We start from the raw sequence: 15,784 nt of genomic DNA on the forward strand, positions 1-15,784 counted from the left end.
TTAATTTTTTAATTCTTAATTCTTAATTTTTAATTTATAAAGTGGAAGTAATCAAATATCCGTCAAGAGAAAAATGGGCCTCATTGGCCCAGCGTCCGGCGCTGGATGTCACGACACTGTTCGATACGGTTCGCACGGTGCTGGATGAAGTCCGGGAGGGAGGAGATGCCGCCGTTATCCGGTATGAGGAGAAGTTCGACATGATAGATCCCGCTACCTTCAAAAGGTTGCAGGTTTCAGAACAGGAATTAGCGGAAGCAAAGGAGCTCGTGCCCGAAGACCTGAAGCAGGCTATCTGTCAAGCAAAGAACAATATAGAGATATTTCACGCCTCACAGCGTTTTACGGGAAAGAAGGTAGAGACGACACCCGGTGTCACCTGCTGGCAGAAAGCGGTAGCGATAGAAAAAGTCGGTTTATACATTCCCGGCGGAACGGCTCCTCTTTTCTCTACCGTCCTGATGTTGGCTGTCCCGGCCCGTATCGCCGGCTGTAAGGAAATCGTGCTTTGTACGCCTCCGGGCAGGGATGGAAAGGTACACCCCGCCATCCTGTTTGCCGCGGAAACGGCAGGCGTCAGCAAGATATTCAAGGCAGGAGGTATCCAGGCCATAGCGGCGATGGCCTACGGAACGGAATCGGTTCCGAAGGTCTATAAGATATTCGGTCCCGGTAACCAGTATGTGACGGCGGCCAAACAGTTGGTCAGCCTGAAAGAGGTGGCCATCGACATGCCTGCCGGTCCTTCCGAAGTGGAAGTGATTGCGGACGAATCGGCCAATCCCGCCTTTATCGCCGCAGATTTCCTTTCCCAGGCGGAACATGGAGTGGACAGCCAGGCCATGCTGGTGACGGCATCCGAAAGCATCGTCGAACCGGTCATGCAAGCGATCCGGGAACAGCTGGACCGGCTGCCCCGTAAGGAGATCACGGAAAAATCGTTGAGCCACAGCCGTCTTATCGTGCTGAAAGATAAACAGGAAGTGATCGACTTCACCAACCTGTACGCTCCGGAGCATCTGATTATCCAGACGACCGATTATGCAGATATTGCCGGGCAGGTCGAAAATGCAGGCAGTGTCTTCATGGGACCCTATGCGCCGGAAAGCGCTGGCGACTACGCTTCCGGTACGAACCATACGTTGCCGACCAACGGATATGCAAAAGCCTACAGTGGCGTGAACCTGGACAGCTTCATCAAGAAGATCACGTTCCAGGAGATCACGGCCGACGGCATCCGGCTGTTGGGCGGGACGATCCGGACAATGGCGGCCAACGAGCAGCTGGATGCGCACAAGAATGCAGTAACAATCAGATTGAACACATTATGAAAGACTTAAAAGATTTAGTCAGACCCAATGTCTGGAACATGAAGCCCTACTCGTCTGCCAGAGATGAGTTTCAAGGTAATGCCTCCGTTTTCCTGGATGCAAACGAAAACCCGTTTAACAGACCGTACAACCGCTATCCCGATCCTTTGCAATGGGAACTGAAGAAGAAGATTGCGGAGATCAAAGGGGTGAAACGCGAGTCTATCTTTCTGGGGAACGGAAGCGACGAACCGATCGATCTGATTATCCGTGCATTTTGCGAACCGTCTATCGACAGCATCGTAAGCATCGCGCCTTCCTACGGCATGTATGAAGTCGCGGCCAATGTCAATAACGTAGAGTTCCGGAAGATCAAGCTGGACGAAAAGTTCGACCTGGATACCGACAGCCTTCTGGAAGCGGCAAACGACTGGGTGAAGGTGATATTCCTGTGTTCTCCCAACAACCCGACGGGAAATAATCTGAGCCGTGACCGCCTTTACAAAGTATTGAATACTTTCCAGGGGATCGTTGTGATTGACGAGGCTTATGTCGATTTCTCCATCGAGCCTTCTTTCTTAGGCGAGTTGGAGAAATTCCCGAATCTGATCGTCCTGCAAACCATGTCCAAAGCGTGGGGGGCTGCCGGAATCCGGTTGGGAATGGCTTTTGCTTCTCCCGAAATCATTGCGATCCTCAATAAGATCAAATATCCGTACAATGTAAATCTGCTGACTCAGGAACGTGCCTTGTATGTACTTGAGAACAAGGAACAGATGGAAAAACAGCTTCGTTCGATCCTTTCCGAGCGGATTCGTCTGCAGGCCGTACTGCCGGAGTTGAACTGCGTGCGCAAGATTTATCCTACGGATGCAAATTTTATCCTGGTCGAAGTGACGAATGCCGATACGATCTATAAAAATCTGGTCAGACAGGGTATTATCGTCCGTAACCGGACAAATGTGACCATGTGTAACGGCTGCCTTCGCATCACGGTCGGCAAGCCGGATGAAAACGATGCTTTGCTCGAAGCGCTTAAAAAAATGTAAAGATTTATGAAATGAAAAGAGCCTTATTTATAGACCGGGACGGAACGCTTGTGATAGAGCCGCCGGTGGACTATCAGCTGGACAGCCTGGAGAAGTTAGTGTTTTATCCGAAGGTATTCCGTAACCTGTACTTTATCCGTAAACAGTTGGATTTCGAGTTTGTGATGGTGACGAACCAGGACGGTTTGGGTACGGATTCCTTTCCGGAAGACACTTTCTGGCCGGCACACGACAAGATGTTGAAGACCTTGGAAGGCGAGGGGATCCGTTTCGACGATATCCTGATCGACCGTTCTTTTCCGGAAGAAAACTCTCCGAACCGGAAACCCCGTACAGGTATGTTAGGCCGCTATCTGTCCGGCGAATATGACCTGGCAAACAGTTACGTGATAGGTGACCGGCTGACGGATATGCAGCTGGCAGCCAATTTAGGGGCAAAAGGGATATGGCTTCGTCCGGATGACGACGAGGCGCGACAGTTGCTCACGGAGAATACGGCTGTTTCTCCCGTCCTGATTACAGACGATTGGGACCGGATCACGGAATATCTTTTTGCCGGAGAACGCCGGGCCACTATCCGACGTACGACAAAGGAGACGGATATTTTAGTGGAAGTGAACCTGGACGGACATGGGCGGACGGAGATTTCCACCGGTCTCGGCTTCTTCGACCATATGCTCGACCAGATCGGAAAACATTCGGGTATCGATTTGACGGTACGGGTGAAAGGGGATCTGGAAGTAGACGAACATCATACGATAGAGGATACGGCTATTGCGCTTGGAGAAGCTTTGTTAAAGGCTTTAGGCGACAAGAGAGGGATCGAACGCTACGGTTACTGCCTGCCGATGGACGATTGCCTGTGCAGTGTGGCGCTTGATTTCGGCGGACGTCCCTGGTTAGTCTGGGATGCAGCCTTTCACCGTGAGAAAGTAGGGGATATGCCGACCGAAATGTTCTTGCATTTCTTTAAAAGCCTGAGCGATGCCGCCCGCATGAACCTGAACATTAAAGCGGAAGGCACAAACGAGCACCATAAGATCGAAGGAATCTTCAAGGCTTTGGCCCGCTCCATCAAGATGGCTATCCGCCGCGACATCTACAGGTATGAACTGCCGAGTACAAAGGGGGCTTTGTAAATTAAAAATTAAGAATTAAGAATTAAAAAATATCATCGACCGTAATTTTTTAATTCTTAATTCTTAATTTTTAATTCTTAATTTACTCCGCGTTCGGTCCTTCCACATAAAGCTTGCCGTTCTCATCGATTCCCATCTTGTCGATAAAGACAACCCGCTCGTTTCCTGTTTTCTGGGTGTAGCCGTGGTAAACGCAATACATCTGCTTGCCGTCTTTCGACCAGGTCACGCTGTTATGCCCCGTGCCGGTAACGATGCCTCCCTGCTCCACATTCTTTTGAAGTACCGGGTTGTCGTTCGATTTGACAAACGGGCCGAGCGGACTTTTTGCCGTTGCATAGCCGACAGCATAATTCTTGCCTTTGTAATAATTGGCCGAATACATCATGTAGTAGGTATCGCCCTTTTTCAATGTATAAGGGCCTTCCGTCCAACGGCGGTTGATCTCACCGGAAGTAACGGAGCGGCTTTCCCATTCGGATTGCGTGTCGTCCAGTTTTACTGGCGGACGGAGCAGCAGGACCGGTTCACCGATCACTTCTGTCAAATCGGGCTTTACCTCGATGCCATATATCCAGCTTTCCTCTATCTCGTCGAACTTCCCTTCTTTTTTAGCCTTTTCGGCAATTTCGCTTTCCACCGGATGTTTGTAGCAACAACGGGAAAAATACAGATAGGTCCGTCCATCCTCGTCGTCGATCAGGTTCCCGTCGATAACCGGATAGCCCGGATCAAACAAAGGTTTGTCGGATAATTCCTTGAAAGGTCCTGTCGGCTTGTCGGCAACAGCCACTCCGATACGGAAATTTTCCAGTTCGTTTGTCGGATTTTCTTTCCAGTCGGCACTGTACAGCATATAGAACTTGCCACCCCGTTCATACACCTCCGGGGCCCAGAAGTTGGCGACTCCCCATGATCCCGGAACGTTGCCCCGGAATACCTGTCCTTCGGCTTTCCAGTTGGCCAAGTCGGGAGAGGAATACACACTGAAGCCGTCGACGGCGCCTCCGCCTGTTCCATACATATAGTATATGCCGTCCGAAGCCAGCAGTACATACGGATCACCAAACTTTACGGGAAGGGGATTGGTATGCACGATACTTTTTTCCTGTTGTTCCTTCTGCGCCTTGTGTACGCAGGAAGAAAAAGTAAATACAGCTGAAAGCAGTATTACAAATTGTTTCATTTGTCTCATAGATTGTCTATAAAATTAAAAACACATAATAAATGACAGCAAATATACAAATTTGAAATTATTTCCTTTCCTTTGATGTCCGATTTAAGCAGAAAAAGAGTATGGTTAGAAATATATTGATAGCATTTTGTGTGATCCTGTTCGTCTCGTGCAGCAAGGACACGGAATCCAAGTTGTTCGGTAAATGGCAATTACAGAAGGTAGAAGCAAGCGGTGACGTGCAGAATGTCGACACGGTTTATTTTAATTTTGAACATTCTTTGTTTATGTACCAGGTGTACGTTACGGAAATCGACTCTTTCCGCCATCAATATGGCTACAACACGTTGGAAGGTGAAAAAACATTGCTGCTGGAATTGGAGAACAATCCGGGGCCGATCAGTAAATTCCTGCCCTATACCGATTGGAATTCTTCCAAACAAACCTATACAATCGATAAACTGGAATCCAAGCAACTGATCTTAAGCCGCGAAGGGAAAACATATACGTTCCGGAAGTTCTGAAGATTAAATAAGAAATGCGAGCCGACTTTGAAAGTTGTTCGTGAGATCAGCCGGAAATTGAATATCGATGCTGATATCGTCTTAGGTGTATAAAATTAAAGAAAGAAGAAAAGAGGCGGTGTGTCAAAACTCCTTTATCACGATCTTTAAGGCACGGATTTACACGGATAAATTTATTATCTTTCCGTGTAATCCGCGTAATCCGTGCCTAAATTGTGTCTATTGTAAGCAGGATTTTCTTTTTGACACACCCTCTCTTTTTTTGTTTAAACAGACAGTTCCCCGGGACGTTCGGAATCGTCAGCCCCGTTGCCGTTTGACCCTGATCTTTTCTTCCGCTGGTTATTGGCGGTGGTCGTTTCGGTGATCAACTGGTTCAGGTTGTTGACAAATGCCGTTGCCGCTTCCGAAGGTACGGCGACGCTGTAGGATTGTGCCAGCATGACCAGATCTTCATAATATCCGTCGATCCGCTCGCGCAGAACCACACCGCTTTCCTTCTTGTTGGCTGCCCGGTTCTGTGTCCGTTGGCTCGTCAGGCTGATATAGGCGTTGTTCTCCTTTTCGAGTTCGTCCAAATAAGCCGCCAGTCCGAGCGTCTCCACATAGGAGATGTTTTCGTCCTTTCTCAAATCGATCAAAAGCCCTTGTATCTTGGCACTTTCCTGTGCTACCGGGAGACGGGCGATGCCGATATAAGGCTTGATGACCTTATATAAATATTTTCCTGCATCTCTTTCAGCCTCAAGTGGCAATGTCCCGGCACGGGAGATACGTGTCGTGATGTAAACAACTAAATTATCCCGATTCTTTTCGTGTAATTCGGCTTTTTCCGTTTCCTGCGAGATACGGCTTTCATCCACAACGTCTGCCAGGGCAAGCACGTCCTTTTCCATTGCATTGACAAACTCTTTTGACAGGCCGATGTCCGGAGCTCCTGATGCTTGCACTTCTTCGCCCAAGGAGAGTTCACCCGGACGATCTTCCTCGCCGCCCGATGGGGGAGGGAGCAAAGCGAGTACGGAGTTCATATAGGCCAGGTACTCGGCGTTATTGAGTGTGTAAAGCATGATTACTTTGATTTTCGTGTATGTTCCCATAGGCATTCGTAATTAAATGTTTAAATTGTCCTGCAAGGTAGACAATAATTATTGATTTAGCATTGCTTTCTGCTTTTATTGTCCGGAAAAGTCTTCAAGAAACCTTGAAATGCCGTTCCAACGGTGAAAAATATCTTCAAGAAATCTTAAAACCGTTTTTGAATGGTGAAAAGCCGTTTCAAGATTTCTCAAAACGACTTTTCAAAGGTGCAAACCCATTACAAGATTTCTTGAGACCGCCCTGCACGGTGAAAAACGACTTCAGGATTTCTTGAAATGGGTTTGCAGGGGTGCGACGGGGGTGCGAGATTTCCTGAAAAGGGGAAACGGCCCGGCAAAAAATCATACGGAATTATTTGCTTAATCATTCAAAAACACGATCTTTGTGGACGTATTGAAAATAACGTAGAAGCGTTTCGATATTATCTTGTACTGAAATCTGGACAATTTCAACTACGCAAGATAATAGATCAAATGGCTCCTGCGCTTGTGTTTGTTATATACCTGTCTGGTAACGGATAGTTTATATATACCATCATAAAGCGTGGGATCATTGTTCTATTATTGCGTAGTGGGCAGTCCAGAGCCTCAGTACAGTGATAGACGATGGTTCCCACGCTTTTTTTATTTATTATTTTCTATAGGGAGCATAGAAAAAAATACTTTTGATATGAATAATTTAAAATTTGAATGCTATTTATTGCTGAGTGTATTAATTTTGAGTCTATTTGGGTGTGATAAAGAAGAGACAGTACAAGGATATTACATTAAAAATTTAAAAGGACTTGATATGGAGAAAATTCAAGTCTATGAATTTTCGAACACTGAAGGCCTTTACTTAGATTCAGCTTTATTATTTGGATTTCGAGACCAGAAAATTTGGATTGGGCTATTTGACAATCATACTAAGAAGCAACTACATGAGTGGGAAAGTTTAAACGTATATAAAGAGAAAGAATATAAAATTGATTATGGGAGAACTATTACATGGAATATAGAAGGTATTGACTGTTTATTAAAGACTGATTTAGGTTATGTTTGTTATTCACGAGGAATTAGTTATGGTGAAGACCAGTATGGAGGTGGTTATCCTACTCTTGGACCGGATCTTTTCTTTTTTAAACATGATGAGAATATTGTTTATGTAAATCAGCCAGAAAAATTTATTACTGCAAATGTATGCGGTCTGCTTGCATGGTATAATGGAAGCATAGTTTCTGAATCTTCTTATGTTAATGAAAGTATTGTATATTCTATGGAAGGAGAAAAAATAACAAACTTAAAGTATTCACCTAATAGGATAAACGATATCCCTGTTTCTTACACAGAAGGAATAAGAATTAATAGAGGATATGTTGTTGATAGATATGATTACCAAACCGGAAAATCAATTTGGGAAACCTCTTTAGAAAAAGTTCAAGCTGATGCATTAATGACTGTTGATACAATAAAAAGAACAGAAGAAATCTGGGAATTTACTTGTGATATAACAAACAAAGACGGTAGTAAAGAACAAATTAAGTTTACCCTTAATATTAAAAATGGAATGCTGACTTATATTTAATGACAGAGAGGGGGCAAAACGGATAAACTGGACGCAGATGAAACGCATATTTATTTTATTGATAATATTTGCCTTCATCTGTGCTCGTCTGTATCATCTGCATCCCCTAATACTTACTTTTAACACCCTCGTGTGTCAGTTCCGCCACCTCCGCCCGTGCCTCCCGAATCAAGTCCCCCGGTGTGATCCGGATCTGCAAGCCCCGTTGTCCGGCGCTTACATAGATATGGTCGAATTGTCCGGCGGTGTGGTGGATGTAGGTCGGGAAATGCTTTTTCATGCCGATGGGGGAGCAGCCGCCACGGATGTAGCCGGTGAGGGGGAGGAGTTCTTTGACCGGGATCATTTCACAGCTTTTGTTGCCGGAGACTTTGGCGGCCTTTTTCAGATCGACCTCGTCGGCGCCGGGAATGACACAGACGAAGTAGCCGCTTTTGTCGCCGTGGAGGACAAGCGTCTTGAATACCTGCGCGACATTCTCACCTAACTGGTCGGCAACGTGTGTCGCACTCAGATCGTTTTCATCTACTTCATATGGAACCAGCTGGTAAGCCACTTTGGCTTTGTCCAGCAGGCGTGCTACGTTTGTTTTGTTGATTTTCATCGCTATTAAGAAATTGTTTCTTCTATTCCTTTCATGGAGAGCTGAACCCGTTTGCGAACGAGGTCGACGCTTAACACTTTTACTTTCACATGTTGATGGATCGAGACGACTTGTGTCGGATCACTGATAAAACGGTCTGCCAATTCGGAAATATGAACCAGCCCGTTCTCCTTGATGCCGACGTCGACGAAACAGCCGAAATTCGTTATATTGGTGACGATACCCGGCAGCACTTGCCCTTCTTTCAGGTCTTCGATCGTGTTGACCGTCGGATCGAAAGAAAATACCTGGATGGTCTGGCGGGGATCGCGTCCCGGCTTGTCCAGCTCTTCCATGATATCCAACAAGGTCGGCATTCCGACTTTATCCGTGACGTATTTCTTCAAGTCGAGCTTCTTCTTCAGTTCTTTATGGCTGATCAGTTCGGCAACGGTACATTTCAAGTCCTTTGCCATCTGTTCGACGATCGGATAACTTTCCGGATGGACGGCCGAGTTGTCCAACGGGTTCTTGCCCCCCTGGATACGGAGGAAACCGGCGCTTTGCTCGAAAGCCTTTTCTCCCATGCGGGGCACTTTCAGCAGCTCGCGGCGGGACTGGAAAGGCCCGTGTTCGGTACGGTAGTCGACAATGTTCTGTGCCAGTGCCGGGCCCAATCCGGAAATATAGGTCAGCAGATGTTTGCTTGCCGTATTGACGTTCACACCAACCAGGTTCACGCAGCTTTCCACCGTCTGGTCGAGGCTCTTTTTCAGGGCGCCCTGCTCGACGTCATGCTGGTATTGTCCGACACCGATGCTTTTCGGATCGATCTTGACCAACTCGGCAAGCGGGTCCATCAGGCGGCGACCGATGCTGACGGCGCCACGGACCGTCACATCGTACTCCGGAAATTCATCGCGGGCGATCTTGGAAGCCGAATAAATGGAAGCACCGTTTTCGCTGACCACGAACACCTGAACCTTACGGTCGTAGCGGATATTGGTAATGAACTGTTCCGTCTCCCGGCTGGCCGTCCCGTTTCCTATTGCGATGGCATCGATAGCATAGGTTGCGACCAATTGTGCCACTTTGGCAGCCGCTTTGCTCTTCTCGTTCTTGGGCGGGTGGGGATAGATCGCTTCGTTATGCAACAATGTCCCTTGCGCATCGAGGCAAACCAGCTTGCACCCCGTACGGTAGCCGGGATCGACCCCCAAGACGCGCTTCTGTCCCAATGGCGGAGCCAGCAACAACTGGCGCAGGTTCTCGGCAAATACACGGATCGCCTCTTCGTCGGCTTTCGCCTTGCTCAGGTTGGCAAATTCGGTTTCGATGGAAGGTTTCAACAAACGCTTGAAAGAGTCGTCCACGGCCATCGATACCTGTTCGGATGCTTCGCCCCGTCCTTTCACGAAACGGCGTTTCAGACGGTCCAGGCAGCCCGTCGTGTCGGGCGAAATGCCTACGCGCAGGATACCTTCCGCTTCCCCTCGGCGCAGGGCCAACAGACGGTGTGAACTCGTACGGTTCAAAGGCTCGCTGAATTCGAAATAATCGCGGTACTTGGCGCCTTCTTCCTCTTTCCCTTTGATGACTTTGGACGTGATAACCGCCGTGTGCGAGAAAGAATTACGGACGGCGCCCCGGGCCTCTTCGTTCTCATTCACCCATTCGGCGATGATGTCACGCGCCCCCTGCAACGCTTCTTCCGCGTCCTTCACTTCCCCTTTGACAAAAGCTGCCACACGGGCGGACAGATCTCTTTCGTTCTGCATCATCACGACTTTGGCAAGAGGTTCGAGTCCTTTCTTGCGGGCGATCTCCGCTTTGGTGACCCGTTTGGGCTTGTAAGGCAGATAAATGTCTTCTATCTCGGTACTGTCCCACGAATCCTCGATCCTCTTTTTCAGTTCGGGAGTCAGTTTGCCTTGTTCTTCTATGGAGGATAAGATACTTTCTTTTCTCTTCTTCAGTTCGGTCAACTTGTCCAACTGGTCTTTGATGTTGCCGATCTGGACTTCATCCAGCCCTCCGGTCACCTCTTTGCGGTACCGGCTGATGAAGGGGATTGTCGCTCCTTCTCCTAACAGCCCGACGGTTCGTTCCACCTGTCCGGCGGGAATGTCCAGGATACGGGAAATCAGCGTATGAAATGATGCTACCATAATATGGGTCGTTTCTTTATATTCGAGCCACAAAGATAATGGTTTGGCTTTTATTTTGCTTCAGCCGACGAGTTCTTTATCCAACTATTTTTGCAATTCCTTACACACCGGTAAGAGTCTCCTGACGGCCGGTTTGATCCAAACGGACTGTCTTATCTGCGAACAAACGCAGTTCTTCGGGATGATGGGAGGTGAAGAGAATCGTCTGTCCGCTTTCTGCTTGCCGTTCGCGGATACGCTCGATAATTCGGCGGCTTAAAGCCTCGTCCAAACCTTTAAAAGGTTCGTCCATAAGCAGGAGCGGCGAAGGATAGGCCAGGGCACGTGCAATCGCGACCCGTTGTTGCTGTCCGAAACTCAGTTCATCAGGGAAACGATTCGCAAAGTCTCCCAACTCCATCTTTCGCAATACTGAGGCCGCCCGTTCGAAAGCAATCTCCTTTTTCAGGCAGGCCGCCAAGGGAAGGGCGATATTTTCGGCAATCGTCAACTGGCTGAGCAATTCGGGTTCCTGGAATACATAAGCGATTCCGGTTTTACAGTCTGTCTCGATCTCTCCTTGCACAGGCTTTAAAATATTCCCGATCAGGTTCAACAAGGTCGTTTTGCCGGTTCCCGACGGAGCGGTTATGCCATATATGAATCCTTTTTCGAAAGTATAGCTGAAGCGGGATAGGACCGTATCCGAACCATACCGGTATGAAACATCGCGGATCCGTATGTCGCAATTTCCTTTTGGCGCAGGCAATTTGCTGGAATGCTCATTAAAATGTATCGGAAATCGTTGCCTTGCCAACCGGTTGATCCCTCTGTCAAAAAGATAGCTGATCAGGATCGCGACAATTGTCCATGCGATCAATTCGGGAACGGCTATAAAAACTTGTGCCTGCTTCATCTCCCCGCCGATGCCGGGCGAACATTGCGCCAGAACCTCTCCCATGATGATAGCCCGCCAACCGAAGCCCGCGGCGGATGCAAGCCCGCTGTACAGGAATGGCTTCAATTGCGGATAGGTCACTTGTGCCAGCCTGTTCCAACGTCCGATCCTGAATTGGCGGGCCATTATCGAAAGCCCTTTCCGCCGGCTCCGTATTCCTTTCGTCAGGTTTTCCGTAAGGAGAGGGAACATGGTCAGGAAAGCGATTATCAAAGGAATACTTTCCGCATTCAGGAAAATCAAAGCCAGGAGTATGAATGAAATGACCGGAATGGAACGCATGATTGCCAGTAACGGACGGAAAAGTTCATACATCCACCCGCATTTGTCGAAAAGGAAAGAGACTCCCACGGCCGCCATTAGCGAGACGGACATCCCGATGGTTCCGCGCAACACTGTCGCCATGACTGATCGATAGAACGAGCCGGATGCGAAAAGTACGGCGAGCGTGCTTGACAGCCGGGGTACGGACGGAACCAAATCCGGCAAACGTACCAGCATCGACAATAGTTGCCAGGCCAGCAAGAGGAGGGTTATCGACAGGAGGGTAAAGATGCTCTTCTTCATTTTCCGGGTCATTTATAGAATTGCTCGTCGGGCATCTTTTCTCCCAATGCCTTCGGTTCATACTGCCCGATCAGTTGCAGGAAGCGGAGTATGTTCTCTTGGGCTTCGGATGCCGTTTTGTAGTCGATCTTGCAGCGTTCGATACTTTCGGGCGTCAACATGCCGGATGCAAAAATGTTTTCTTTTTCCAATATGCGGATCGCCTGTTCCGGCTGCTCCACGGCAAAGCGGCAAGAAAGATCCAAGAGGCTGTCTATCGTTTCCCGGCTTTTTTCCAAAGCGGATGCATAGAGTATGGCTGTCTGGGCAAATCCCAAAGAGGTTGAATCGGGACTGTTCAGGTCTGCCAATAGGTGCAACGTGCTGTCTTTCCGCAACGCGATACTTAGAAACGGCTCTCCCAAAACGGCATGATCGACTTTCCCGGCCAACAGCCCCTGCATGATCTCCCGTGCGGTAGTAAATGAATAATTCAGCGTGTAATCGGGTTTGTGCTGCCGAAGATAATGACGGGTCAGAATGTCAGGTGTCGTTCCGGCTCCGAAAATATGTAAAACCGGCTTGGCAGCACCGGAAAGTCCTTTATCGTTTCTGCCGGCCAGATAGAGGGTTCCCCATATCGGACAACCTGCCAGATGGTACGGGATGCCTTTATTATACAGGTTGGCAGCACTGATCATCGGCAAAACGGCTATATCCGCTTCGCCCTTTATCAGGGCGGCCTGCATCAAGTCGGGAGAATCGATTATCCGGACGGATAGCGGCTTGCCGTCGATAACGGGCGCTTCTTCCATCCAGTGTGCAAAGACAATAGCGGAAGGACCACGTAAAACAGCTACGTGTATCGCTTCCGCTTCTGTATTCGGTTTACTATTGCAGCAGCATAAAATAAGTAGCATGCAAAAGCATCTGAAAAATGTCATTCGGCAGCCGGCTCGCTTTTCTTTACATTCGTGACAATCTCCTGTTTGTCCTTATCGAAGTCGACAACGATCGTATCTCCTTCTCCGACAGAGGCGCGGATGATCATTTCCGCCATCTCGTCTTCCAGATATTTCTGGATGGCGCGTTTCAGCGGACGTGCACCGAACTGGATGTCATAGCCTTTGGTGGCAACAAAATCCTTGGCGGCGTCTGTCAGTTCCAGGGAATACCCCAGGCCTGCCACACGTTTGTAAAGACCTTGCAACTCGATATCGATGATCTTATGGATCGCTTCCTTGTCCAGCTGGTCGAACATGATGATGTCGTCCACACGGTTCAGGAACTCCGGAGCGAACGCCTTATTCAACGCTTTCTGGATAACGCTGCGGGAGAAGTCCTTATCCGGTTCGCCGGCAGCCTGCGAACTGAAACCGACACCACGGCCGAAGTCTTTCAACTGGCGTGTACCGATATTGGACGTCATGATCAGAATCGTGTTCTTAAAGTCGATCCGTCTGCCGAGGCTGTCAGTCAGACGTCCTTCGTCCAACACTTGCAGCAGCAGGTTGAACACGTCCGGATGCGCTTTCTCGATCTCATCCAACAGGACGACAGAGTAGGGCTTGCGACGAACTTTCTCGGTCAGCTGGCCGCCCTCTTCATAACCGACATATCCCGGAGGCGCACCGATCAGGCGGGACACCGCAAACTTTTCGAGGTACTCGCTCATATCGATACGGACCAGGGCGTCGGCCGAGTCAAACAGATATTCCGCCAGTTTCTTGGCCAAGTGAGTCTTGCCGACACCTGTCGGTCCCAAGAACATGAAGGTCCCGATCGGTTTGTTCGGGTCCTTCAGGCCGACGCGGTTACGCTGGATTGCTTTTACGATCTTCTGGACGGCATCATCCTGGCCGACCACTTTCTTCTTCAGGTTCTCGGCCATTTCGAGCAGTTTCAGGTTTTCAGCTTTGGCGATACGCTGAACAGGGACACCTGACATCATGGCTACGACTTCTGCCACCTTATCTTCGTCCACCGTTTCGCGATGCTCCTGCAATTCCTGTTCCCATTTGGCTTTGGCGGCTTCCAACTGCAAGAGGTACTGACGTTCCTTGTCGCGGAAGCTGGCGGCCAGCTCGAAGTTTTGCGACTTGACGGCAGCGAACTTCTCTGTTTTGGTCGCCTCGATCTTCGCCTCCAGTTCTTCGATGCTCTTCGGAACCGTTATGTTAGATATATGTACGCGAGAACCGGCTTCGTCCAACGCATCGATTGCCTTGTCCGGGAAGTTGCGGTCGCTGATGTAACGTTCCGTCAGTTTCACACAAGCCTGCAGGGCTTCGGGCGTATAGATCACGTTGTGATGTTCTTCGTAGCGGGCCTTGATATTCTGCAGGATCTGCAACGTCTCTTCCGCAGTTGTCGGATCGACGATCACTTTCTGGAAACGACGTTCCAAAGCTCCGTCTTTCTCGATGTTCTTACGATATTCATCCAGGGTCGTAGCGCCGATGCATTGTATTTCACCACGGGCCAGGGCCGGTTTCAGCATGTTGGCGGCATCCATTGAACCGGAAGCCGAACCGGCACCGACGATCGTATGGATCTCATCGATGAACAGGATGATATTCGGGTTCTTCGACAGTTCGTTCAGAATCGCCTTGATACGTTCTTCAAACTGGCCGCGATATTTGGTGCCCGCCACGATAGATGCCATATCCAGGCTGATCACACGCTTGTCGAACAAAACGCGGGAAACTTTGCGCTGGATGATACGCAGGGCCAGGCCTTCCACGATCGCCGATTTGCCGACACCCGGTTCGCCGATCAGGACAGGATTGTTTTTCTTGCGGCGGCTCAGTATCTGCGCCAGGCGTTCGATCTCCTTCTCGCGCCCGACAATCGGATCGAGACGGTTTTCAGCGGCCGCACGCGTCATATCCGTACCGAAGTTATCCAATACAGGCGTGTCGTTGGGCGATTTGGGCTGTGCGGAGCCGGCTCCGGAAGAGGAGCGGGGAGACTCCCGGCGGGAAGAGAAATCATCGTCTTCGTCTTCATCGTCGTCGGTATAGCCATCGCTGATCCCTTCGAAATGTCCGGCGTCTTCTTCTCCGGCAAAATCATCCATGCGCTTCAAGCCGGTACCGCTCACCAGGTAGTTATAGATGCTGCGGTACGTTATGCCGATTTCGTTCAGCACCTTTGCCGCAATATTGAACTCTTCTTTCAGAATGGCCAGAAGCAGGTGTTCCGTTCCGGTTTCTTCTTTCTTGAACAAGCGCGATTCAAGCATGCTCATGCGCAGTACGCGCTCGGTTGTTTTACTGATTGCGATATCATGCTGGACAGCCTCCTCGGCATCGATTGTATTCTTAATTTCTCGTTCGATCTTTCTTTTGATATCCCATTCGTCGACATTCAGTTCGCGCAGGGCCTGCACGGCTTTCCCTTCGCCGTCGCGGATAATTCCAAGCATTAAGTGTTCCGGTCCGATATAACCGTTCTGAAGCCTTACAGCTTCTTCGCGGCTATATTCAATAACGTCCATTAATCTCTTTGAATAGTTATTTTTCATATTATAATAATGTACTGTGATCATGCAAATGTAATAAACTCTCGTTATATATCTAACAAAATCCATGCCATTATTCCTTAAAAGAAAATAAAGTATCAAATACGGAGTTGTCATATTGGTACGAAAAACGGCTTAATCCTGTCATATAGGAATGTTAAAAAATA

At 48.8% G+C, this 15,784-nt stretch carries 12 protein-coding genes and 1 pseudogene; 6 read left to right on the forward strand and 7 right to left on the reverse strand.

Translation table 11 applies throughout. The features are described from left to right. Nucleotides 1-41 precede the first annotated feature (41 nt). From hisD to hisB, 3 genes are read left to right on the forward strand one after another with little or no spacing between them, the layout of a single operon-like run. Nucleotides 42-1,331: a histidinol dehydrogenase gene (hisD, locus tag ACW6QF_RS13370; RefSeq protein WP_456088195.1), complete on the forward strand. Its 1,290-nt coding sequence runs from the start codon at nucleotides 42-44 to the stop codon at nucleotides 1,329-1,331. Next, a complete protein-coding gene (gene hisC, locus ACW6QF_RS13375) occupies nucleotides 1,328-2,359 on the forward strand; it encodes a histidinol-phosphate transaminase (RefSeq protein WP_456088196.1) in 1,032 nt (343 codons plus the stop codon). The genes hisD and hisC overlap by 4 nt, the downstream gene beginning before the upstream one ends. Nucleotides 2,360-2,370: 11 nt before the next feature. Next, nucleotides 2,371-3,498, forward strand: coding sequence for a bifunctional histidinol-phosphatase/imidazoleglycerol-phosphate dehydratase HisB (hisB, locus tag ACW6QF_RS13380; protein ID WP_456088197.1), 1,128 nt, complete (start codon nucleotides 2,371-2,373; stop codon nucleotides 3,496-3,498). An 82-nt stretch (nucleotides 3,499-3,580) separates the two neighbouring features. Here hisB and ACW6QF_RS13385 read toward each other — a convergent pair whose 3' ends face one another. Then, nucleotides 3,581-4,693 (reverse strand): glycoside hydrolase family 43 protein, encoded by a 1,113-nt coding sequence (locus tag ACW6QF_RS13385; protein WP_456088198.1) that lies wholly within the window; start codon nucleotides 4,691-4,693, stop codon nucleotides 3,581-3,583. 101 nt (nucleotides 4,694-4,794) lie between these two features. On the opposite strand from ACW6QF_RS13385, the gene ACW6QF_RS13390 reads away from it, so the two are divergent. Together ACW6QF_RS13390 and ACW6QF_RS13395 are read left to right on the forward strand one after the other, a co-directional pair. After that, nucleotides 4,795-5,196, forward strand: coding sequence for a lipocalin-like domain-containing protein (locus ACW6QF_RS13390; RefSeq protein WP_022321933.1), 402 nt, complete (start codon nucleotides 4,795-4,797; stop codon nucleotides 5,194-5,196). A 3-nt stretch (nucleotides 5,197-5,199) separates the two neighbouring features. After that, a pseudogene (locus ACW6QF_RS13395) lies at nucleotides 5,200-5,289 on the forward strand (helix-turn-helix domain-containing protein); the annotation flags it as partial. Nucleotides 5,290-5,462: 173 nt separating this feature from the next. On the opposite strand, the gene ACW6QF_RS13400 reads toward ACW6QF_RS13395, so the two are convergent. Further along, nucleotides 5,463-6,296 carry a DUF6261 family protein gene (locus ACW6QF_RS13400; protein WP_456088199.1) on the reverse strand — a complete coding sequence of 278 codons (834 nt, stop codon included), beginning with the start codon at nucleotides 6,294-6,296 and terminating at the stop codon, nucleotides 5,463-5,465. A 670-nt stretch (nucleotides 6,297-6,966) separates the two neighbouring features. On the opposite strand from ACW6QF_RS13400, the gene ACW6QF_RS13405 reads away from it, so the two are divergent. Beyond that, nucleotides 6,967-7,860, forward strand: coding sequence for a hypothetical protein (locus ACW6QF_RS13405; protein WP_456088200.1), 894 nt, complete (start codon nucleotides 6,967-6,969; stop codon nucleotides 7,858-7,860). Between the two features lie 106 nt (nucleotides 7,861-7,966). Here the strand turns inward: ACW6QF_RS13405 and ybaK are convergent, their stop codons facing one another. The 5 genes from ybaK to ACW6QF_RS13430 form a co-directional block, all read right to left on the reverse strand. Beyond that, entirely contained in the window at nucleotides 7,967-8,464 is a 498-nt protein-coding gene (gene ybaK, locus ACW6QF_RS13410; protein WP_456088201.1) for a Cys-tRNA(Pro) deacylase, read from the reverse strand. A 5-nt stretch (nucleotides 8,465-8,469) separates the two neighbouring features. Further along, nucleotides 8,470-10,611, reverse strand: a complete 2,142-nt coding sequence (locus ACW6QF_RS13415; RefSeq protein WP_456088202.1) for a Tex family protein — start codon at nucleotides 10,609-10,611, stop codon at nucleotides 8,470-8,472. A 100-nt stretch (nucleotides 10,612-10,711) separates the two neighbouring features. Continuing rightward, the gene (locus ACW6QF_RS13420; protein WP_456088203.1) at nucleotides 10,712-12,115 is read right to left on the reverse strand and encodes an ATP-binding cassette domain-containing protein; all 1,404 of its coding nucleotides are present in this window, start codon (nucleotides 12,113-12,115) and stop codon (nucleotides 10,712-10,714) included. An 8-nt stretch (nucleotides 12,116-12,123) separates the two neighbouring features. After that, on the reverse strand, nucleotides 12,124-13,038 hold the full coding sequence (locus tag ACW6QF_RS13425) for an ABC transporter substrate-binding protein (RefSeq protein ID WP_456088204.1): 915 nt from the start codon (nucleotides 13,036-13,038) through the stop codon (nucleotides 12,124-12,126). Continuing rightward, the gene (locus ACW6QF_RS13430) at nucleotides 13,035-15,620 is read right to left on the reverse strand and encodes an ATP-dependent Clp protease ATP-binding subunit (RefSeq protein WP_298549427.1); all 2,586 of its coding nucleotides are present in this window, start codon (nucleotides 15,618-15,620) and stop codon (nucleotides 13,035-13,037) included. The genes ACW6QF_RS13425 and ACW6QF_RS13430 overlap by 4 nt, the downstream gene beginning before the upstream one ends. Nucleotides 15,621-15,784 lie beyond the last annotated feature (164 nt).

The sequence above is a fragment of the Parabacteroides sp. genome, from assembly GCF_977054455.1.